Here is a 21576-nt window from a genome sequence, read left to right as displayed (position 1 = left end):
GCCGTCTGATCGGCATCCCCCGCGATTGCCGGCTCAGCCGCCGAACAGTTCCTGGAACTTCGCCTTGTCGGCGTCGGTCTTGGCGACGATTGCCTTGGTGTCGAACGGCATTACCTTGACCTTGACGCCTTCCGGCAGCCAGTCGGGGCGGCCGACCGAGGCGCGTGCCGGCAGATAACCCATGGACAGCGCCAGCTTCTGGCCTTCGTCCGACAGAATGAAGTCGACGAACTTCTTGGCGCCATCGACGTTCTTGGCTGTCTTCATGATGGCCACCGGCTCGGTCACCGCCGGAACGCCTTCCGAGGGGAACACGAACTCGACCGGCGACCCCTTCTTCTTGGCGTTCATCGCCATGAAGTCGACGAGGATGCCGTAGGGCTTCTCGCCTGATGCCACGGACTTCAGCACCGCGCCATTGCCGCGCACGCTGACGGTGTTGTTGGTCTTGAGCTTCTGGAAGAAATCCCAGCCATAGTTCGTATCGCCGGCGAAGCCCGAAAGCAGATAGGCGGCCGCACCCGAATAGAGCGGACTCGGCATGACCAACCCATCGGCATAGGCCGGCTTGGCGAGGTCGGCCCAATGCTCCGGCTTTTCCGCGGCGGCGGTGTTGTAGACGATCCCGGTGGTGATCAGCTTGCTGCCGAAATAGGTCTTGTCGGCGTCATAGGCGTCGGCCTCGATGCCGTCGAGCTTGGCCTCGGGATAGGCCATCAGCCTGTCATCTTTCTTCAGCAGCTCCATCGAGACCGCGTCGGCGATCAACAGCACGTCGGCCTGCGGGCTTCCGGCGGCGAACTCGGCCGCCATCTTGGTCAGGATGTCGCTGGTTCCGGAACGATAGATGGTCACGTCGATGCCGGGTTGCGCCTTCTTGAAGGCGTCCACCGTCTTGGCCGCGTCGGCTTCCGGCTGCGATGTGTAGAGCGTCAGTGTTTCGGCACTTGCCACGCCGGCAAACAAAGTTGCGGCGAGCGCCAGCTGGCTGGCCAGCAGCTTGATGAATAGCGTCTTCATGAGACCTCCTGTCTTGTCTGTGCATGACCGGTCCGGCCCCTGGCCGGCTCCCCGTCTCTTCCTCCCTGCACGGCGCATATGACTGGTGGATGACACAGCGCGCGGAACCCACAAAATATGTTCATATGTACAATGTCAATTACAAATGAACAGAGATGTGCGACAATCGGCATGCCGCAAGCCGGCATCCAGTTGACATCCGGCCGGCATTCCTCCGATGAGGGCAACGCCGCCAGACCACGGCTCATGAGGGACCAGAACCGATGCCCGCCGAAAAACCCAGACCGGCTCGCCTGCCGATGGTCTCGTCGGACCTCAACGTCAAGACGGCCTGGCTCTACTATGTCGAGGGCTTCACCCAGGAGCAGATCGCCGAGAAGCTCGACGTTTCCAGGGTGAAGGTCATGCGCACGCTGGCCGCCTGCACCGCGGAAGGCATCGTCGTCACCATGATCAACGCCCCGACAGCAGAGCAGGTGGCGCTCGAGCGGCAGCTGGAAAAGCGCTGGGGCCTCAACGCCGCCGTCGTCATCCCGACACCCTCGGCGCATGAGCATCTGGAGAAGGCGATCGGCCATGCCGTGGCGGCCTATCTCGGCGAGCAGATGCGGGACGGCATGACGCTGGCGATCGGCGGCGGCGCGACGCTGCATGCCAGCCTGGGTTTCCTCGCCCGCCGGCAGCTGAAGCGCGCTTCGGTGGTGGCCCTTGTCGGCAGCCTGCCGCATTCGCAATGGATCAACCCGTCGATCGTCGCGGCCAAGGTCGCCGATGTCTTCGAGGTCGACAGCTACCAGATCACCGCGCCGGTGATGGTGGACAATCCTTCGCTTCGCGATCTCCTATGGGCACAGCCGACCCTGCAGGACGTGCGCCGCCGCGCCGCGGCCGCCGATATTGCTCTGCTCACCGTCGGCGACATGTCGCCGGACGCCACCATCTTCCGCCATGGCATCGTGCCGTCATCGCTGATCGCGCCATTGAAGGCGAAAGGCGCGGTCGCCAATATGTTGTGCTACTTTGTCGATGCCGCCGGCAGGCTGGTCGATCACGAAGTCAACGGGCGCGTCATGGCCATCGATCTCGAAATGGTCGGCCAGGTGCCGAATGTCGTGCTGGCCGCTGGCGGAAAACGCAAGGTGGCGGCGATCCTGGCCGCGCTGGAAGCCGTCAGCACCAATGTGCTGATCACCGACAGCGACACGGCCACCGCGCTGCTGGCCAAGGGCGGCTAAGACAGCTTTCGCTCTGGCCGTCGGTTCGAGCTAAATAAGTCCGCGCTCGCGCAAAAAATCCTCGACGCCGACATGCGTCATGGATTCGAATTCGGCGATCGCCTCGGCAATCCGCCTGCGCTGGGCCACCAGCAACGTGAACACCTGCTTCATCTCGCCGGAAACGCCGAAACGGCTCCAGCGCTCGGCAATATGGGCGGGCAGGCCGATATCGGCACAGAACGCGTCCAGGCTGTCATAACCAAGGCTGACGACAAGCTGCTTCGTCTCGTCCGCCGACATGCGCGGCTCGAAAGCGTGATCGTGCAGGCGCTGCGCTACAAGCTTGATATCGGACGGCGAGGCACCCATGACCTTGCCGAATAAGGTTTTGACGTCAGACGGGTCGAATGCAGGCATGCTGGCCTCCCTTGAACGCAATCCACTGGGGAACATGGGTCAAGGGTCGACGCCTGACAAGTCGTTTCTGAATGTGAGCCGGCTTTGCAGGTCGGCCTCACCCAATTGTCAACACGCCCTATACCAACAACCCCATCGGATTCTCGATCAACCGCTTGAAGGCGACCAGCAGTTCGGCGCCAAGTGCCCCGTCGACGGCACGATGGTCCGTCGACAGCGTCACCGACATCACGGTGGCTATTCTGATCTCGCCATTCTTGACCACGGCCCGCTCCTCGCCTGCCCCCACCGCCAGGATCGTCGCATGCGGCGGGTTGATGACGGCGGCGAAGTCCTTGATGCCGAACATGCCGAGGTTCGACACCGCCGTGGTGCCGCCCTGATACTCTTCCGGCTTCAGCTTGCGGCTGCGCGCACGGCTCGCCAGATCCTTCATCTCGTTGGAGATGGTGGACAACGACTTCTCGTCGGCATGCCGAATGATCGGCGTGATCAGGCCACCGGGGATCGAGACGGCGACGCCGACATCGGCATGCTTGTGCTTGACCATGGCGCTTTCGGTCCATGAGGCATTGGCATCCGGCACCGCCTTCAGCGCCATGGCCATCGCCTTGATGACCATGTCGTTGACCGACAGCTTGTAGGCGGGCGCCTCGCCCTTGTCGGTCTTCTTCACCGGGGCGGCGGCATTGATCTGCGTGCGCAATGCCAGCAGCGCGTCGAGTTCGCAGTCGAGCGTCAGGTAGAAATGCGGAATGGTGGTCTTGGCCTCGACGAGGCGGCGCGCGATGGTCTTGCGCATATTGTCGTGCGGGACGAGGTCGTAGGAGCCCTCCTCGAACAGCTTCAGCACCTGGTCGTCCGACATCGCCTTCACGGCAGGAGCGGAAGCAGCAGCGGCGGGGGGAGCTTCAGGAGCCAATGCTGGGGCCTCTTTGGCACCGCCCTTGGCAATCGCCGCGTCAATATCCGCCTTGACCACGCGACCGTAAGGACCGGTGCCGGTGACGCTGGCAAGGGCAAGGCCCGCCTCACGCGCCAGACGTCGGGCAAGCGGTGTCGCGCGTGCGCCCGACGGCGATTGGCCGATCTCCCCCCCAGAGGGGGAGATGCCCGGCAAGGCAGAGGGGGGCGTGACAGAATGCGACGTTGGCGGGACAGCGCCCCCCTCTGTCGACTTGGTCGACATCTCCCCCACAAGGGGGGAGATTGGCGCCGTGTCTTGCTTGGCCCCATAAGCCTCGCCATCGGCATAGATCCAGGCGACCGGCGCGCCGACCGGAATGTCGACGCCTTCCTTGCCGGTCACGTCGCGCAGCACGCCGCTGGCCGGCGCGTCGATCTCCATCGCCGCCTTGTCGGTCTCGATCTCGAACAGCACGTCGCCCTTCTTGACCTGCTGGCCTTCGGTGGCGAACCAGCGCGAGATCTGTCCGGTCGCCATGTCCATGTCGACCTTGGGAAGAATGACTTCTGTCGGCATGTCTCAGCGAACCCCTTTCACGAGGTCGCGCGCGGCGGTGATGATGTCGGGAACCTGCGGCACGGTGGCCTTTTCGAGCTCCGGATTGTAGGGGATCGGCGTCTCGGCGCCGCCCAGCCGCACGATCGGTGCGTCGAGATAGTCGAACGCCTCGCTCTCGGCGATCATGGCGCTGACTTCGGCGCCGATGCCCAATGTCTTGACCGCTTCGTAGACGCACATCAGCCGCGACGTCTTCTTGACGCTGTCGATGACGGTCTGCTTGTCCATCGGCCGGATGGTCCGGAGATCGACGACTTCGACGTCGATGCCCTCGGCTTCCAGCGTGGCGGCGGCTTCGAGTGCCTTCTGCACCATGATCGAGGTGGCGACGATGGTGAGATCCCGGCCTTCACGGCGGATGTCGGCCTTGCCGATCGGCACCGTGTAGTAGCCTTCCGGCACCGGGCCCTTCACCTTGTAGAGCAGCTTGTGCTCGAAGATCATCACCGGATCGGGATCGGCGACGGCGGCCAAAAGCATGCCCTTGGCATCGTAGGGCGTCGCCGGCTGGATGACCTTCAGACCCGGCACATGGCCGAGCCAAGCCTCCAGGCTCTGGCTGTGCTGCGCGGCGGCACCCGTGCCCGAGCCGGCCGGAAAGCGCATCACCACGGGAACGGAAACCTCGCCGCCCAGCATGAAGCGCATCTTGGCGGCCTGGTTGACAATCTGCTCCATGGCGAGTGTCGCGAAATCGGAGAACTGGAATTCGAAGATCGGCCGCATGCCGGTGACGGCGGCGCCGACAGCGACGCCCGCCCCGCCCAGTTCCGAGATCGGCGTGTCCATCACCCGGTCGGTGCCGTAACGGTCGACCAAGTCGCCGGTTACCTGGAAGGCGCCGCCATAGACGCCGATATCCTCGCCCATCAGGAAAACGCGCTCGTCCATGTCCATGGCGATCGCCATGGCTTCCTGGATCGCCTGGGCGTAGCTCAGTTCACGCACCATCGCGTCCATCACGCCTGCTCCGTATACACATAATTTCCAGTCTCGCTCACATCCGGCGAAGGGCTCGCCTTGGCGAACTCGATGCCGTCGGCAATCTCCTGCGCCACGGCGTCGCGAATGGCCTCGATGCCCTTGTCGTCGATGAAGCCGAATTCCCGCAATTCGTTCTCGAACAGCGTGATCGGGTCACGGTTCGACATCCAGTCCTCGATCTCTTCCTTGGTGCGATAGCGATTGCGGTCGCTCTTGGAATGGCCGCGATGGCGGTAGGTCTTGGATTCGATGAGCGTCGGCCCTTCGCCCGCGCGCGCCCGCTCGACGGCCTTGTACGAAGCCTCGGCGACTTCGGAGAAAATGTTGCCGTTGACGATGACGCCGGGCATCGAATAGGCGGCGGCGCGATCGGCGATGTTCTTCACCGCGGTCGAACGGGCCGTCGATGTCGACATGCCGTAGCCGTTGTTCTCGCAGACGAAAATGACAGGCAGCTTCCAGACAGCCGCCATGTTCAGCGCTTCGTGGAAGGCGCCTTCATTGTTGGCGCCGTCGCCGAAGAAGGAGACGACGACCTTGCCGGTCTTCATCATCTTGGAGGAGAGCGCAGCACCGACGGCGATCGGAATGCCGCCGCCGACAATGCCATTGGCACCGAGATTGCCCTTGGCGACATCGGCGATGTGCATCGAACCGCCACGGCCCTTGCAGTAGCCGGTTGTCTTGCCGAAGAACTCGGCGAACATGCGTTTCACCTCCGCACCCTTGGCGATGCAGTGGCCATGGCCGCGATGCGTCGAGGTGATCTGATCATCCTCGCCAAGCGGCATGCAGATGCCCATGGCGCTGGCTTCCTGGCCGATCGACAGGTGCATGGTGCCGTGGATCAGGCCACGCATGTAGCTTTCCTCCGCGCCCTCTTCGAAGCGGCGGATCAGGTACATCTTGTAGAGCACCTGCTTGAGCTGCTCGGCGCTGTACTGGCGATAGACGAAAGGCAGGTTGGCGCGGCTGTCCGCGACGGCTTTGCTGGCTGTGGCCATGATCAGGCTCCCACGGTTCCGTAGACGAGTTTGTCCTGGCGAGCGCGCAGCTCCGCGATCTTGGAGCCCGGGGCAGGAGCGGCATTGGCATAGGTGATGAGCTCGCCCTTCTTGATCGGCGCCGTCACCGAACCGCCCTGCAGCAAGCCGCAAGGAATGGCTCGCGCCGCATGCGCTTCCGGCGCCGTCATGATCCAGGCGCGGTAGCAATATTCGCCGATCGCATCGAGCTTCTCGCCCGGCAGCATGTCCTTCTTGGCGACCGCGGCAACTTCAGCCACCGGCTTTGCCAGCGGCACCATGTCAGCCTTGCCGTAAAGGACGACGCGGGCGCAGGTCAGCGGCACTTCGAGCGAGGTCAGGTGATAGGGGCGATGGAAGGTGAAATACGGGCCCTTGCCCATCTTCAGGTCTTCCATGCGTTCCGAAATGCGCGGATGCGACATGTCGGCGACGACGAAGACGCCGGGCGCCACGCCCTTGCCGATCGAGTAGTCGACGACGCCGACCTTGGACAGCACGCCGCCATCCTTTTCAGGCACCAGGACTTTCGAGAGTTCGCCGAGTGTCGCCGCGGGGCCATGCATGCCGGCCTTGTCCGGCACCAGGCCGGTGGCATTGGCGATCGCCGCCATTTCGACCATGGTCTTGGAGCCATCGACGAATTCGACCAGCATGCGCACATTCATGTGCCGGCGCTTGGCCTCTTCCTCGTAGGCGGGCGGCGTGGCGTCGATGTTGAGCGGGTTGTTCTTGCCCTTGCCGGCGGCGACAATCGGATGGCCCATGGCCGAAACGAACTCGATCAGTTCCATGCAGGAGGACGGCTCGTCGCCGGCGCCCAGCGAATATGTGACGCCGAGCCGGTCGGCCTCGCTCTTCAGATAGGCGCCGATGGTGACGTCGGCCTCGACATTCATCATCACCAGATGCTTGCCGTGCTCCATGGCGCGCAAGCCGATCTCGGCACCGACGGCGGGAACGCCGGTCGCGTCGATGACCACGTCGATGAGATCATTGTTGATGACCAGGTCGGCATCGTTGGTGACCGCCACCTTGCCGGCTTCCATGGCCGCCGTCATCGCCGAAGCGCTCGACACCTCCCGCGCATGGCCGGTTTCCTGGAAGGCGATATCCACCGCCTTGCTGGCGGCCGGCAGGTTCAGCTCCGAGATCGCGCCGATCTCGATGCCGGACATATGGGCGACGCGGGTGACGATGTCGGTTCCCATCTCGCCGGAGCCGATCAGGCCGATGCGGATGGGCTTGCCCGACTTGCCACGCTCATCGAGATCGCGGGCAAGGCCCGTCAACGAAATATTGGAAGCCATACCGCTTATTCCTCCCACATTGCAGGCTTGTTCAAGTGCTTGACGGGTATTGAACATCTGTATTTCTGTCAAGACTAATGTCCAAAATTACCGCACATTCGTGCCCTTTCCGGAGGCTTCCGACAGGCACGGAATGGTCGCCGGCAAAAGCCGGACGCCACGCGTTGCGGCAGGCTGTCCGGGACGCGGAACGGCCGTCGAACCGCAAAGCCGCGCGGCGGACGCCGTGATGTTCCGGCAAAGGCGGCTACTTGATGCCGGCCCGCATGAAACTCTGCACGAACTGGCGCTGGAACAGCAGGAAGCCGATCAGCAGCGGCGCCGAGGTCATCAAGGCGGCTGCCGAGATGATGCTCCACTGCACGCCCTGGTCGGGCGAGGCGAAGACCTGCAGGCCGACCGTCAGCGGCCGGGTCGAGACCGAGTTGGTAATCACCAGCGGCCACAGGAGATTGTTCCAGTGGTAGCTGACCGAGACCAGCCCATAGGCGACATAGATCGGGCGCGACAGCGGGACGTAGACCTTGAGCAGGATGCCAAGCGGCCCGGCCCCTTCGACGCGTGCGGCGTCGTCGAGTTCCTTGGGCACGGTCAGGAAGGCTTGGCGCAGAAGGAAGATGCCGAAGGCCGACGCCATGTAAGGCAGGCCCATCGCCAGCACGGTATCGACGAGGCCGAGCTTGACCATGGTGCGGTAATTCTCGACCAGCAGCACCTCGGGCATGATCATCAGCTGGATCAGCACCAGCATGAACACCAGCGTCTTGCCGCGGAAATCGTAGCGGGCGAAGGCATAGGCGGCGAGCGTGCAGATGACGAATTGGCAGGCCAGGATGACCGTGATCAGCACGAAGGTGTTGAGGAAATAGCGCGCGAACGGAGCCGCATTCCAGGCCTGGATGAAATTGCCGAATGTCAGCGGCGCCGTCAGGTCGAAGCGCACTTCGTATTCGGCGGGATGGAACGCCATCCACACCGCATAGAGCAGCGGCAGGATCCACAGCGCGCCGAGCAGATAGCAGCCGATCACCTCGATGGCGTGCCAGAAACCTTGTTCGCGCGACTGGATCGGCTGGGGGAGAGCGGTGACGGTCATTTGTAGTGGACCCTCCGGTCGAGAATGCCGAACTGCACGAAGGCGAGTGCTGCGAGCAATGCCAAGAGCACCATGGTCAGCGCGGCGGCATAGCCGGTATCCCAGAAGCGGAACGCCGTCTGGTAAATGTAGTAGAGGAGCAGCGTGCTGGCATTGTCGGGGCCGCCACGGGTCATGACGATGACGTGGTCGATCAGCCGGAACGAATTGATGATGGCGTTGATCAGCACGAACAAAGTCGTCGGCATCAGCAGCGGGAAGGTGACGCGCCGAAAGAAGTACCAGCGCCCGGCGCCCTCGAGAGCCGCGGCCTCCGACAGCGACGGGCTGATCTGCTGCAGCGCCGCCAGGTAGAAGATCATGAAGAAGCCGGCTTCCTTCCAGACCGCCAGCACCATGAGGCTGCCCAGCGCCGTCGAGCCATCACCCAGCCAGTTGCGTTCGGCAAAGCCGAACAGGCCAAGGAAGCGGTCGATGAGGCCGTAGCCGGGCGTGTAGAAGAACAGCCAGATGTTGGCCACCGCGATCATCGGCAGGATGGTGGGCAGGAAGAACGACATGCGCAGCAGGGCCTTGCCGCGGATGGACGAGTTGACGATCAGCGCCATCAGCATGGCGAGGCCGATCGCCACCGGCACCGTGCCGATGGCATAGATGGCATTGTTCTTCAGCGCGGCCAGGAACACCGGGTCGCTCAGCATGTCGCTGTAGTGGCCGAGCCCGACGAACTTTGCCGGACGTACGCCGCGCGGCGTGTTGTAGAAGCTGTTGACCAGCGTCATCACCGCCGGGATGTGGGTGAACGCCGCCAGCAGCACGACGGCCGGCAACAGCAGCAGCCAGGCGGTGATCTGATTTCGTCCCTGTGTCACGAGACACCCCTTTCCTGTCGCTGTGGCGGAAAGGGCGGCGGATCGGCTTCGACCCGCCGCCCTTCGTATCGGTCAGCGATACTGCTTCAGGATGCGGTCGGCTTCCTGCTGCGCATCGCTCATCGCCTGTGCCGGCGTCTTGGTGCCGGTCAGCGCGGCCTCGATGCCGTCATCGATGACGCGGGCGACACGCTGGTTCTCATGCGTCGAAAGCTCCGGCACCATGTAGGGGATCTGGTCGTGCGGAACGGCGGCACCCGGAAATTCCTTGACATAGGCCTGCATCGCCGGCGTGTTCCAGGCATCGTCGCGCGGCGCGATATAGCCGGTCTTGATGCTCCATTCGGCGGCCTGGTCGGCCGAGGTCAGCCATTTCGCGAATTGGAAGGCCGCCTGCTGCTTCTCGGGCGCCGTGCCGTTGAAGATGAATATGTTGCCGCCGCTGGTCGGCGCGCCACGCTTCTTGTGCTCCGGCAGCATCTGCACGCCGAAAGGGAACGGCGCGTTGGTCTTGACATTGGTCAGGTTGCCGCTGGTCGTGGTGATCATCGCGGCACGCCCCTCGAAGAAGTCCTTCGGGTTGGTCGCCCACTCGATCACGCCGGGCTTCATCACCTTGTGCTTGAGCGCAAGGTCCGTCCAGTACTGCAGTCCTTCGACGACCTCGGGGGAATCGAAATAGGTCTTGTCGCCCGAAACATCGGCGATCGTGCCGCCATTCTGGGCGACATAGCCCTGCAGCAACCAGTAGGAGGTCAGCGACGACGGCACCTGCATGCCCCATTGCGTGACGTTGCCGCTGGCGTCGCGCTTGGTCAGCTTGGTGGCGAAATCGACGACTTCTTCCCAGTTTTGCGGGCCGACATCCGGGTTGAGGCCGGCCGCCTTGAAGGCATCCTTGTTCCAGAAGAACACGGTCGTACCGCGCTGGAAGGGGATGCCCCAGGTCTTGTCCTCGCTCTTGCTGTTGGTCATGAACACCGGCGAGAATCCCGCGAGCCAGGCCTTGTCGTCGTCGGTCTTGACCAGGTCGTCGATCGGCGCGATCGCGCCCTCGTCGATCAGCGTGAAGAGATCGGCCGACAGCATGACCGCCAGTTCCGGTGGTTGGCCGGCCTTGAACGCGGTCAGCGACTTGCTGATCGTCTCGGAATAGGTGCCGGAGTAGATCGCCTTGACCTTGATGTCGGGATTGGCCGCCTCGAACCGAGTGATCAGGTCATCGACGATCTTGGTCACCGGTCCGCCGATGGCCACGGGATAATAGAAACTGATTTCGACCGGCTCGGCCTGCGCCACGCCGAGGCTCAGGCCTGCTCCCAACAGCGCGGCGCCAAGCCAATTGCCACTTCTTACAAACATCGTTTCCTCCGGTTTGTGATGTTTTCTCGTTGTCGTCGCCAATCGGCCTGTTTCGAGGCCGTGGGCCGTTCCCGGCAGGTCAGGGCACCGCGCGCAGCACGCGCTCGCCGGCAGCCTGACCGACCAATACCTTACGCTCGGCCCTGTTGCCGTCCGCCTCGTCGAAGACGTGCATGGCGTCGGGCAACCAGCCCAGCCGCACCTGGTCGCCAACGGACTGCCGGCGGATGCCGTCCACGCGCACCTGCAGAAGCTGGTCGCCGACGGCGCACTCCAGAATGCTGTCGGCACCGTGATATTCGATGCCGCGGATGATGGCGGGAACGACGCCATCCGGTTCGATCCGGATCTCCTCCGGCCGCAACCCGAGCGACAGTCCATCGCCCTTGCCTTCGACCAGTGCCGGCCCCGCCGATCCCTTGATGATGGCGCCGGCCGGCCCATCGGCCAGCGAGACGAGGTTCATCGGCGGCGTGCCGATGAACCTTGCCGCGAACGATGTCGCCGGCCGCAGATAAAGCCCTGCCGGCTCCGCCTTCTGTTCGATGCGGCCGCCGCGCATGAGGATGACCTGATCGGCAAGGCTCATCGCCTCGATCTGGTCGTGGGTGACATAGACCATGGTCATGCCCAGCGCCTGCTGGATGGTGCGTATTTCCTTGCGCATCTCGTGGCGAAGCTGCGCGTCGAGGTTGGACAGCGGCTCGTCCATCAGGCACACCGACGCCTCCGCGACGATCGCCCGGCCGAGGGCGACGCGCTGCTGCTGACCGCCCGAAAGCTGGGAAGGCTTGCGGTCAAGAAGCGCCCCCAGCCCGAGAATGTCGGCTGCCTTCTTGAGGCGGCGCGCCCGCTCCCCGGCCGGCACCCGCCGCACCTTGAGACCGAATAGGATGTTTTCCGCAACGCTGAGGTGCGGGAAGAGCGCATAGGACTGGAACACCATGGCCAGGCCGCGCTTGGCCGGCGGCTGCGCGGTGACGTCCTTGCCGCCGATGAAGATCTGGCCCGAAGTGACCGCATCGAGGCCGGCAATCAGCCGCAGCGTCGTCGACTTGCCGCAGCCGGACGGCCCAAGCAGCACTGTCAGGGTGCCGGGCTTCACCTCGAAGCTGACATCCTTCACGGCGTCAAAGGTCGCCCACCTCTTGTTGAGGTTCCTGATCTCGATGCCGGACATGGTGCCTCCCTGTTCCGGTAACCTCCCGCCCGATCCCTCCGGAATCCGCGCTGCGAAGGCGCGCTCGGGCTGGCGATCCGTTGATCGCTAAAATCGAATATTGAACTATCATTCTCAAGTCAATACAATTGTACAATTCTGAAGCAGCGACGCGTCAGACCACGACCACTGGCAAAGAGAGATCCATGGCCTCGATTCGAATTATGCAGATATCCGACACCCACCTGTCGCCGCGAACCCACCGGTTTCACGAGAACAACGAACTCATGATCGACGTGCTGAAGGCCGCCGATCACGACCTGATCGTCCATACCGGCGACATCACGCTCGACGGCATACGCTTCGAGGAAGACTACCCCTTCTGCCGCTCGTTCCTGGAGCGCGCCGGCAAGGACATCCGCTATATTCCCGGCAATCACGATGTCGGCGACAATCCACGCCTGTCGCAGCCCGAAACCGCCATGGGCAGCGCCATCAGTCCGACCAGGCTTGACCGTTACGAGCGCTATTATGGCGCCGACAGATGGTCGATCGACCGCGGCAACTGGCGGCTGCTCGGCATCAATTCGCTGCGTGTCGGTTCGGGACTGGACGGCGAGCAGCAGCAATATGACTGGATCGGCGAACAGCTGGCAACGCTTGGCCAGCGGCACCTGGCGCTGTTCTCGCATCAGCCGCTCTATGTCGACACGCCGGAAAGCACCGAGCTGACCTACTGGACAGTCGATCCGATCGGCCGTGAGAACCTGCACGAATTGATGGAGCACAAGCAGCTGAAGATGATCGCCAGCGGGCATCTTCACCAGCAGCGCTCGCGCGGCCACGATGGTGTGAGGCTCGAATGGTGCTCGTCCATCGCCTTCACCACCCGCGAGGAACTGGTGCCCGAAATGGGCGGCAACCGCGAGGTCGGCTATCTCGAGCACGTGCTGCATGACGACGGCGGCATCGAAACCCGCGCGGTGACCATTCCCGGCTTCGTCAACAGCTATCTCGACGATTGCCTGCTCGAGGTCTACCCGAAATACTGATCTCCCAATGCTCGATAACGCAAAAAGGGCGATCCGGTGATCCGGGCGCCCTTTTCAGTTCGAATCCGGTTAGTCCGATCTTTTCGAGATCAAGTCCTAGGCGACCGCCTGTTCGAGGGCCCCGTCGAGTTCCGATAAGGCGCCCGCCGGCACGACGGCATGGCCCATCCAGTTCAGGCAGGTGACCGAGGCAATGCCGGAATCGATCAGGCTGTTTTCGTCACCCGGCGTCGTGGCGTAGTTGCGGTCGGCCAGCGGCTCTATGCGGGCGCTGCGCCCATCCTCGGCATGGATGATGACCCGCGTCGCGCATTTATCGCGGCCGATGCGCGCCGAACGCATCGGCGCCGGCACATTGCGCGGCAGGTTGACGCTCAGCCAATGCCCCTCCTGGGCCCATTCCTGGCGGGTGTTCCAAAAACCTTCGATGCGCGCCGCCAGCCATGCGACCTCGCCATCGCCATAGGTCTGGCTGTCGCGCGGCATCGAGAAAGCGACGCCTGCAATGCCGCACAGGGCCGCCTCGCGCGCCACCGCCATGGTGCCGGAATAGGAGACATCCTCGGCGACGTTGCGTCCCTCATTGATGCCCGACAGAACCAGATCGGGTTTCGCGCCGTCGCGGAACACCCAGTGCATCGCCCCTATGACGCAGTCGGCCGGAGTGCCGGTGCACGAATAGCGCCGGGACGCGACCTGCTCAACTGCAAAGGCCTGCCGCAGCGTGATCGAATGGCCAAAGCCGCTGCGGTTTCCGCTCGGCGCCACGGTCCAGATGTCGTCGCTCAGCAGCGCCGCCGCCCTTTCCAGGATCGCCAGACCGGGCGCGTCGATTCCGTCGTCATTGGAGAGCAGTATTCGCATATCATATCCTTCTGGCTGCGCCCGGGCATCTTCATAATTCGTACATTTATGCCATATTGAGAATTATTGTACAATTCCGTAAGATGAACTCGGGCAGGCTTTTCGGTCTGCTGGATTTCCACGGGCGGCCGGCGCGCGAGCGGCCGCGTGATTTCCCTCCGCCGGCAAATCGTCTAATGGGGATACGTCTTGAGGGAAGTGGGCATGGCAGGTTCGGAAAAGCGACCGAGGCGGACGAAATTCCAGTCCGACCAGGACGAACTCAAGCTGAGAGCCGCCTATCTCTATTATGTCGAAGGCATGACCCAGGAACAGGTTGCCCAGCATCTCGACATCAGCCGCATCAAGGCCCTGCGCCTGCTTGCGGCGACGCGTGAGGACGGCACGGTCCAGATCACCATCAATTCGCAGGCCGAATCGCTGATCCGCCTGCAGCGGAACCTGGAAAAGCACCTCGGCCTGACCGAGGCGATCGTCGTGCCCGCGTCGAGCCAGGACGAGGAGAGTGTCGCGGCCGTCGTCGGCCACGCCACCGGACGCTACATTTCCGAACAGGTCACCAACGGACTGTCGATTGGGGTTGGCTGGGGCGCCACGCTGCAGGTCTGCATGCGGTCGCTGATCTGGCGCGAGGTCGACGACATGACCGTCATTTCACTGCTCGGCGGCCTGACCCATGCGACCGCGCACAATCCGTCGGCCGTCGCCTGGCGCTTCGCCGAATTCTACCGCACGGAACTCTACCAGATCACCGCGCCTGTCTTTGTTCCCGACCGCGAACTGGCCGACGCACTGTGGAAACAGGATGATCTCAAACAACTCTACGAGCGGGCACGTGCCGTCGACATCGCTCTGCTCAGCGTCGGCGATGTCGGCACCCAGGCTTCGATCTTCCGCCGCGGCATCCTCAACTGGTCGGACGCCAAGAGCCTCAAGGATGCCGGTGCCGTCGGCGATGTGCTCTGCCATTTCGTCGATGCAGACGGCAATGTGCTTGACCATCCCGTCAACCATCGCGCCATGGCCATCAATCCCGCCGACATCAGCAGGGTGCCGAAGGTCATCATCTCGTCGGGCGGACTGCGCAAGATCCACGCCATCCGCGCCGGCATCGCGGCGACCAACGCCAAGCTTCTCATCACCGACGTCGCCGCCGCCCAGGCGCTGCTCGAGCTTCCTCCGCTCGAACAGGCCTCCTGACCCGTCGCGACACGACAGCGGCAGCGCGCCTGTCACTTAGGCGGATGATGGGCTTGTCCCTGGACACAAGCTGTGCGGAAAAGGCAGGAATAAATGTTCCGACGGACGCGTTACTGCGCCGTCCAGCCGCCATCCATCGGCAACGTCGTGCCGGTGATCTGCCTGGCGGAATCCGAGCACAGGAACAGCGCCAACGCGGCAAGCTCCTCGACGGTGACGAATTCCTTTGTCGGCTGTGCAGCGAGCAGCACATCATGCTTGACCTGTTCCTCGGTCATGCCGCGCGCCTTCATCGTGTCGGGAATCTGTTTCTCGACCAGCGGCGTCCAGACGTAGCCCGGCGCGATGGCGTTGACGGTGACGCCGTCCTGCGCGACTTCCAGGGCGACCGTCTTGGTCAGGCCTGCAATGCCGTGCTTGGCCGAGACATAGGCCGACTTGAACGGCGAGGCGACCAGCGCATGCGCCGACGCCGTGTTGATGATGCGGCCCCATTTGCGTGCCTTCATGCCCGGCACCACCGCCTTGATGGCATAGAAGGCCGCCAGGAGATTGATGCGGATGATCGCTTCCCACTTGTCGTCGGGGAATTCCTCGATCGGCGCGACATGCTGGATACCGGCATTGTTGACCAGGATGTCGAGGCTGCCAAACGCCGCCTCGGCGTCGTGAACCATCGCCGTGACGGCAGCGCCGTCCATCATGTTGGCATCGGAATAGCGGCACTTGACGCCGAAATCCTTCTCGATGCCGGCGCGCTCCTGTTCGATGGCAGCGGCATCGCCAAGGCCGTTGATGGTGACGTTGGCGCCCTCGGCGGCAAAGGCGCGGGCGATGGCCAGGCCTATGCCGCTGGTCGAGCCGGTAACGAGGGCATTCTTCGAAGACAGGGAACCCATGGTGATCTCGCGAGAGGTGGGAGGAGAATAGGAAGATATAATTGTGCGTCGCAGCATGACAATGACAGAGCCATGTGTCGATGCGATTACAGCCAGACGACAGCCTCCGTGTGGCCTCAACCGGCTCGAGACCGTGGTCGTCTGGCTGACACGGCACTGTCATGGTGCCGTGCAACATAATCGGTAGCGCATTCGCGCGGTCATTCCTGAACGAAATTCGCCCGACAGAACTTCGCCTGACGGAACCTTGGGGGGTGCAGCTTGGAAATCGCCGATGTCGTGAAGCGCGCCTATGCGATGCCGCTGACCAATCCGTCTTTCCCGCCCGGGCCCTACCGTTTCTTCGACCGGGAATACATCATCATAACCTATCGCACGACACGCGAGGCGCTCGAGGCCGTCGTGCCGGCGCCGCTGGAAATCGACGAGCCGCTGGTCAAGTACGAATTCATCCGCATGCCTGATTCCACGGGCTTCGGCGACTACACCGAGACCGGCCAGGTCATTCCGGTGAAATACAAGGGCCGGCACGGCGGCTACGTCCATTCGATGTATCTCGACGACGACGCGCCGATCGCCGGCGGCCGTGAGCTCTGGGGTTTTCCGAAGAAACTGGCCAACCCGAAGATCGTCCATGAGGGCGAGGTGATCGTCGGCACGCTGCACTATGGCAGCGTTCTGTGCGCCACCGGCACGATGGGCTACAAGCACAGGGAAGCCGATCACGATTCCGTGCTCGCCGCGCTCGCCGCCCCCAACTTCCTGATCAAGATCATCCCGCATGTCGACGGCACGCCCCGCATTTGCGAGCTGGTGCGCTACTACCTCACGGACATCACCCTGAAGGAGGCATGGACGGCGCCTGCGGCACTCGACCTGCGGCCCCATGTCATGGCCGACGTGGCGAAGCTGCCGGTACTCGACATCGTATCCGCCGTCCACTTCAAGGCCGATCTGACACTTGGGCTGGGCGAGGTCGTCCACGACTATCTTGCCGATCACGACCGGCTCGCAACCAGCACAGCCCAGCCGGAGAAAATTCGTGCTTGAACGCAACCGAAACAAGGAAGCCGCGGCCACCATCGAGGAAATCTCGGCGCAGTATGACCGCATCGCCCTGGTGTTCCAGGGTGGCGGCGCGCTCGGCGCCTACCAGGCCGGGGTGTACCAGGCGCTGGCCGATGCCGGCTGCGAGCCGACTTGGCTGTCCGGCGTCTCGATCGGCGCCATCAATGCCTCGATCATCGCCGGCAACGAACCGAGCCGACGACTGCATCGGCTCGAACAGTTCTGGCAGACGATCTCTGGCCGCAAGATCTGGACCTATACGCCGGAAGGCGACATCTACCGCGACATCCGCAACCGCACCTCGTCATGGATGACCATGACCATGGGCCAGCCCGGCTTCTTCAAGCCGCGCAATCCCAATCCCTGGTTCGAGCATCCGGGCGCCGAGGGCGCCACCAGCTTCTACAACACCGCCGAGTTGAAGGACACGCTGGAGAGCCTGATCGACTTCGATATCCTCAACGACGGCAAGAAGCGGCTGAGCGTCGGCGCGGTCAATGTCCGCACCGGCAACTTCGTCTATTTCGATACCGAGAAGGTGCGCATCGGACCCGAGCACATCATGGCCAGCGGCGCGCTGCCACCCGCCTTTCCGTCGGTCCGCATCGAGGGCGAGTACTATTGGGACGGCGGCATCGTTTCCAACACGCCGCTGCAATATCTGCTCGATCAGGAAGAGGATCGGTCTTCCCTGGTGTTCCAGGTCGACCTGTTCAGCGCCCGCGGCGTGCTGCCACGCAGCATGCCGGACGTGCTGTCCCGCCACAAGGACATCATGTATTCCAGCCGCACGCGCCAGAACACCGACAATTTCAAGCGCATCCATGGCCTGAAGATGCGCCTGCTCGATGCGTTGAAGCGCGTGCCCAAGGAGCAGTTGACGCCGGCGGAGGAAGCGCTGATCGCGGACTATTCCGACGCCGGCATCGTCAACATCGTGCACCTGATCTACCAGCACAAAGGCTATGAGGGACACGCCAAGGACTATGAATTCTCCGGTACCTCGATGCGCGAGCACTGGGAGACAGGCCTGGAAGACACCCAGCGCACCTTGCGTCATCGCAACTGGCTGACCTTGCCGACCAATGTCGATGGCGTCGCCATCCACGACCTGCATCGCGAAGACCCGACATAGCCCCAACTTCGTCACCCTTGGGCGTAGCGACGCGAAGCGGAGCGAAGACCCAGGGATCCCAGATCGAAGGGCGCGGCAACGCAGAATTCCGCACCGCGGCAGCGCGCTTGAAGTCGTGGCATGGATCCCTTGAGCCGCGGAGCAGTTCCAGGGGTCTGCGCCGCGTCGCTTCGCTCTTTGCTCCGCGACAGGATGACGAAGCGATGTTTTGGCCAATTTCCCAGGTACGTTCCACGCCACCAGAAACGAATACGTCCTCGCCTCCTGAACACCGCACCCCCCTCAAGGAAAAAGGCAGCGCCGGCGACCGGCGCTGCCTTTTGTTTGAGAGCTCTTGCGCTCCGCTCAGAACACCTGGCGGAAGATGATGAACAGCACGAAGGCCAGCGCGATCGAGCACGGCAGGGTCAGCACCCAGGCCAGCAGCAGGTTGCGCACCGTAGACCATTGCAAGCCCGAACCGTTGGCGGCCATCGTTCCGGCGACGCCCGACGACAGGACATGGGTTGTCGACACCGGCAGGCCGAGCCGATCGGCCATGCCGATGGTCACCATGGCGACGAGTTCGGCCGCCGCACCTTGACCATAGGTCAGATGGCTCTTGCCGATCTTTTCGCCCACCGTGACGACAATACGCTTCCAGCCGACCATGGTGCCGAGGCCCAACGCCAGCGCCACCGCGACCTTCACCCAGAGCGGAATGAACTTCGTCGCGTTGTCGACGGCCTTGTGGTAGTCGGTAACCGCCTTGAGATCGGCGGCCTGCATCGGCAGCAATTGCTTCTTGTCGATCAGCTTGAGCGCCTCGCCGATCAGGTAGATGTCGTTGCGGGCGTTGCTGACCAGGTCGGTCGGAACATTGTCGACCGAGGCATAGGGCTGCAGCGAAGCCGTGGTGTTGTGGATGTAGGTCTGCAGCGCGACCGTCGTCTGGTCGCTCCAGGTCCGGGTGCGCACGGCATCCTGAACGGCAGCCTTGGCGTCGGCGACAGTGATACCGGGCTTCACATATTTGCCCAGCGCCTGCTCGACGCCGGCAGAAGCCGACTTGTAGGCCTCGAGATAGTTGATGTCGGGCGTGCGGTTCAGCGCAAAGGCCGTCGGCACGACACCGATCAGGATCAGCATGATCAGGCCCATGCCCTTCTGCCCATCATTGGAGCCATGCGCGAAGCTGACGCCGGTGCAGGTGAAGATCAGCAGGCCGCGGATCCACCATGGCGGCGGCGTGTTGCCTTTCGGCGCCTCGTAGAGTGCCGGATTGCGCACCAGCAGCTTCATCGCATAGAGCAGGATCGCGGCGGCGAAGAAGCCAATGATCGGCGACACCAGCAAGGTCACGCCAACATTGGTCGCCTGCGACCAGTCGACGCCGCTGGTGGCGCTGCCTGCCGGTGCCATGAACTGGTTGGCAAGGCCGACGCCGATGATCGAGCCGACCATCGTGTGCGAACTCGAGGCAGGCAGGCCGAGGAACCAGGTGCCGAGATTCCACACGATCGCCGCGACCAGCAGCGCGAACACCATGGCAAAACCGGAGGAGGAGCCGACCTGCAGGATGAGCTCGACCGGCAGCAGCGACAGGATGCCGAAGGCGACCGCGCCGCTGGACGTGAGAACGCCGAGGAAATTGAAGACGCCCGACCACATGACGGCGAACTCGGCCGGCAGGGAGCGTGTGTAGATGACCGTCGCCACCGCATTGGCGGTGTCGTGGAAGCCATTGACGAATTCGAAGCCCAACGCGATCAGCAAGGCGATGCCCAGCAGGATCCACGGCACGGTCTTGGCTTCGGCCAGGTCCTGGCTCAGTGCGTAGCCGACATAGATGATGCCGACCAGCACCAGCACGCCGAAAGCCGGCAGGAACCACTTCGCGCTGCCCGAACTGTCCAGCGGATGATCCGGTCTCGGAATGCCCGCCTCGCTAGAAACTATGTCCACCATGTCCCACTCCTATTGCATCGCAGCAAAGAACCGGGGGGAACGCTATGTCCGGACGATGAACCCTGTGTGACGCCGGAGAGGCGTTTGCCCTCCGGGTGGCCGCTCCTTCACGCAAGTCCGGGGCTGGTCTTCAGGATCGCCGAGAACAAGGGATCGAAGGCGCGGCTGATCGGCGCCGCGGCCGCGCCGAGCGCGATCGACCAGGGGTCCGTGGTGCCGAGCTGCAGGCGCGGCAAAGTCCTATTTGGCCGGTCGGCGATCGACGGCAACAGCGGATGCATCGCCTCGACAAGGCGGCGCGCCAGCGCTTCCGGCGCGCCGCTGGTCAGGATGACTGTCTGCGGATCGAAGATCGTTTCGATGAGATGCACGCTCCAGCGCAGATCGTGCGCCGCGCCATCGATCCAGGCCATCATCTTCGCATCCTCGGCCAGCACCAGGGCGTTCATCTGTTCGTAGATATCACTGTCAGCCGGATTGAGGCCGAGGTGCTGATAGAGCGAGGCCAGCGAGGCGCGGTGTTCGAGCGGCGTCGAGCCCGGACCGGCAGGCGCCAGCAGTGCCATGCCGATTTCACCGGCATTGCCATGGCCGCCGCTGTAGAGTTCGCCATTGAGGATCAGCCCGGTGCCGATGCCATAGCCGACATAGAGGCAGACCGCGTGATCGACGCCATGCGCCGCGCCGACGATGCGCTCGGCCGTGGCGCAGGCGGCGGAATCGTTCTGCAGGCCGACATTCAGTCCCGTCCTCGCAGCCAGCGTCTCCAGCAGCGGAAACTTCTGCCAGGCCGGCATCATCCATTTGTCATCTGAGTTCTTCAGGCCGAAAGGGCCGGGCATGGCAATGCCGAGACCGACAAGCCGTTTCTCCGATTGCGAGGAGATGCCGGCCAGGTCGCGACGCACGCCGTCGATCAGGCCGAGAATGACCTCGACGCCCTTCGACGGTTCATCGAAAGGCAGGTTCGCCTCGGCGCGCGCCAGCACGCTGCCCATCAAATTGACCGCAACCGCCCGCGTCAGGTGGCGGTCGATCTGCAGGCCGATGGCGAAGGCGCCTTCGGGCACCAGCCTGTAGGGGGTCGAGGGTTGTCCCCTGCCCTTGCGCACCGCATCGAGCGCGGCGACCAGGCCGTCGCTTTCGAGATCCTCGATGATGTTGGACACCGCCTGTTTGGTGAGCTGCGTCGCCCGCGCCAGGTCGGCCCGCGACAGGGCGCCATTGAGGCGCAGCGCCTCGATCATGACGCGGCGGTTGTGCGCGCTGGTGCCTTCCTGATTGGTGCCGCTTTTGGCGCGGATCGGGCTGATGTCGTCCATCGGCGTTTCCCCTCTTGACTCCATTAGAATATTGATCGACTAATTAAGTCAAGCGAGTTGACTTAATGCAAACGGAACGACCCAGAACAAGATGGCCAGGGC

Annotated in this window: 19 protein-coding genes; 5 read left to right on the top strand and 14 right to left on the bottom strand. The window is 63.3% G+C overall.

Annotated elements, in window-relative coordinates; genetic code table 11:
• Window positions 1-33 precede the first annotated feature (33 nt).
• Window positions 34-1020, bottom strand: a complete 987-nt coding sequence (locus tag EB231_RS07755; RefSeq protein WP_140772560.1) for an ABC transporter substrate-binding protein — start codon at window positions 1018-1020, stop codon at window positions 34-36.
• A gap of 263 nt (window positions 1021-1283) precedes the next feature.
• Here EB231_RS07755 and EB231_RS07750 point away from each other — a divergent pair, with 263 nt between their 5' ends.
• Window positions 1284-2255, top strand: a complete 972-nt coding sequence (locus EB231_RS07750) for a sugar-binding transcriptional regulator (RefSeq protein ID WP_172348297.1) — start codon at window positions 1284-1286, stop codon at window positions 2253-2255.
• A 30-nt stretch (window positions 2256-2285) separates the two neighbouring features.
• Here the strand turns inward: EB231_RS07750 and EB231_RS07745 are convergent, their stop codons facing one another.
• The 9 genes from EB231_RS07745 to EB231_RS07705 all read right to left on the bottom strand — a co-directional run bounded on the left by EB231_RS07745 (window position 2286) and on the right by EB231_RS07705 (window position 12008).
• On the bottom strand, window positions 2286-2654 hold the full coding sequence (locus tag EB231_RS07745; RefSeq protein ID WP_172348296.1) for a hypothetical protein: 369 nt from the start codon (window positions 2652-2654) through the stop codon (window positions 2286-2288).
• A 118-nt stretch (window positions 2655-2772) separates the two neighbouring features.
• Window positions 2773-4137: a pyruvate dehydrogenase complex dihydrolipoamide acetyltransferase gene (locus EB231_RS07740; RefSeq protein WP_172348295.1), complete on the bottom strand. Its 1365-nt coding sequence runs from the start codon at window positions 4135-4137 to the stop codon at window positions 2773-2775.
• 3 nt (window positions 4138-4140) lie between these two features.
• Window positions 4141-5139, bottom strand: a complete 999-nt coding sequence (locus EB231_RS07735; protein WP_172348294.1) for an alpha-ketoacid dehydrogenase subunit beta — start codon at window positions 5137-5139, stop codon at window positions 4141-4143.
• A complete protein-coding gene (locus EB231_RS07730; RefSeq protein WP_172348293.1) occupies window positions 5139-6167 on the bottom strand; it encodes a thiamine pyrophosphate-dependent dehydrogenase E1 component subunit alpha in 1029 nt (342 codons plus the stop codon). Before EB231_RS07730 ends, EB231_RS07735 begins: the two co-directional genes overlap by 1 nt.
• Before the next feature lie 2 nt (window positions 6168-6169).
• On the bottom strand, window positions 6170-7498 hold the full coding sequence (locus EB231_RS07725; protein WP_172348292.1) for an NAD(P)H-dependent oxidoreductase: 1329 nt from the start codon (window positions 7496-7498) through the stop codon (window positions 6170-6172).
• A gap of 247 nt (window positions 7499-7745) precedes the next feature.
• The gene (locus EB231_RS07720; RefSeq protein WP_172348291.1) at window positions 7746-8594 is read right to left on the bottom strand and encodes a carbohydrate ABC transporter permease; all 849 of its coding nucleotides are present in this window, start codon (window positions 8592-8594) and stop codon (window positions 7746-7748) included.
• Window positions 8591-9466, bottom strand: coding sequence for a carbohydrate ABC transporter permease (locus EB231_RS07715; protein ID WP_140772575.1), 876 nt, complete (start codon window positions 9464-9466; stop codon window positions 8591-8593). Before EB231_RS07715 ends, EB231_RS07720 begins: the two co-directional genes overlap by 4 nt.
• A 72-nt stretch (window positions 9467-9538) precedes the next feature.
• On the bottom strand, window positions 9539-10828 hold the full coding sequence (locus tag EB231_RS07710; RefSeq protein WP_172348290.1) for an ABC transporter substrate-binding protein: 1290 nt from the start codon (window positions 10826-10828) through the stop codon (window positions 9539-9541).
• Between the two features lie 79 nt (window positions 10829-10907).
• Complete coding sequence (locus EB231_RS07705) at window positions 10908-12008, bottom strand: ABC transporter ATP-binding protein (protein WP_172348289.1); 1101 nt, start codon at window positions 12006-12008, stop codon at window positions 10908-10910.
• Between the two features lie 185 nt (window positions 12009-12193).
• Between EB231_RS07705 and EB231_RS07700 the strand changes: the two genes are divergently transcribed.
• A complete protein-coding gene (locus tag EB231_RS07700; protein WP_172348288.1) occupies window positions 12194-13039 on the top strand; it encodes a metallophosphoesterase family protein in 846 nt (281 codons plus the stop codon).
• A gap of 96 nt (window positions 13040-13135) precedes the next feature.
• Here EB231_RS07700 and EB231_RS07695 read toward each other — a convergent pair whose 3' ends face one another.
• Complete coding sequence (locus tag EB231_RS07695; protein WP_172348287.1) at window positions 13136-13903, bottom strand: 5'/3'-nucleotidase SurE; 768 nt, start codon at window positions 13901-13903, stop codon at window positions 13136-13138.
• 204 nt (window positions 13904-14107) lie between these two features.
• Between EB231_RS07695 and EB231_RS07690 the strand changes: the two genes are divergently transcribed.
• On the top strand, window positions 14108-15103 hold the full coding sequence (locus tag EB231_RS07690; RefSeq protein ID WP_172348286.1) for a sugar-binding transcriptional regulator: 996 nt from the start codon (window positions 14108-14110) through the stop codon (window positions 15101-15103).
• A gap of 110 nt (window positions 15104-15213) precedes the next feature.
• On the opposite strand, the gene EB231_RS07685 is transcribed toward EB231_RS07690, so the two are convergent.
• Window positions 15214-16002, bottom strand: coding sequence for a 3-hydroxybutyrate dehydrogenase (locus EB231_RS07685; RefSeq protein ID WP_172348285.1), 789 nt, complete (start codon window positions 16000-16002; stop codon window positions 15214-15216).
• A gap of 261 nt (window positions 16003-16263) precedes the next feature.
• Here EB231_RS07685 and EB231_RS07680 point away from each other — a divergent pair, with 261 nt between their 5' ends.
• A complete protein-coding gene (locus EB231_RS07680) occupies window positions 16264-17052 on the top strand; it encodes an acetoacetate decarboxylase (protein WP_172348284.1) in 789 nt (262 codons plus the stop codon).
• The gene (locus EB231_RS07675; RefSeq protein ID WP_172348283.1) at window positions 17045-18205 is read left to right on the top strand and encodes a patatin-like phospholipase family protein; all 1161 of its coding nucleotides are present in this window, start codon (window positions 17045-17047) and stop codon (window positions 18203-18205) included. Before EB231_RS07680 ends, EB231_RS07675 begins: the two co-directional genes overlap by 8 nt.
• Window positions 18206-18550: 345 nt before the next feature.
• On the opposite strand, the gene EB231_RS07670 is transcribed toward EB231_RS07675, so the two are convergent.
• Together EB231_RS07670 and EB231_RS07665 are read right to left on the bottom strand one after the other, a co-directional pair.
• Window positions 18551-20152, bottom strand: coding sequence for an inorganic phosphate transporter (locus EB231_RS07670; protein WP_172348282.1), 1602 nt, complete (start codon window positions 20150-20152; stop codon window positions 18551-18553).
• Window positions 20153-20259: 107 nt separating this feature from the next.
• Window positions 20260-21474 carry an ROK family transcriptional regulator gene (locus tag EB231_RS07665; RefSeq protein WP_172348281.1) on the bottom strand — a complete coding sequence of 405 codons (1215 nt, stop codon included), beginning with the start codon at window positions 21472-21474 and terminating at the stop codon, window positions 20260-20262.
• Between the last annotated feature and the right edge of the window lie 102 nt (window positions 21475-21576).

It is taken from the genome of Mesorhizobium sp. NZP2298, assembly GCF_013170825.1.
Classification (GTDB): domain Bacteria; phylum Pseudomonadota; class Alphaproteobacteria; order Rhizobiales; family Rhizobiaceae; genus Mesorhizobium.
This window is presented reverse-complemented; position numbering and strand designations above follow the sequence as displayed.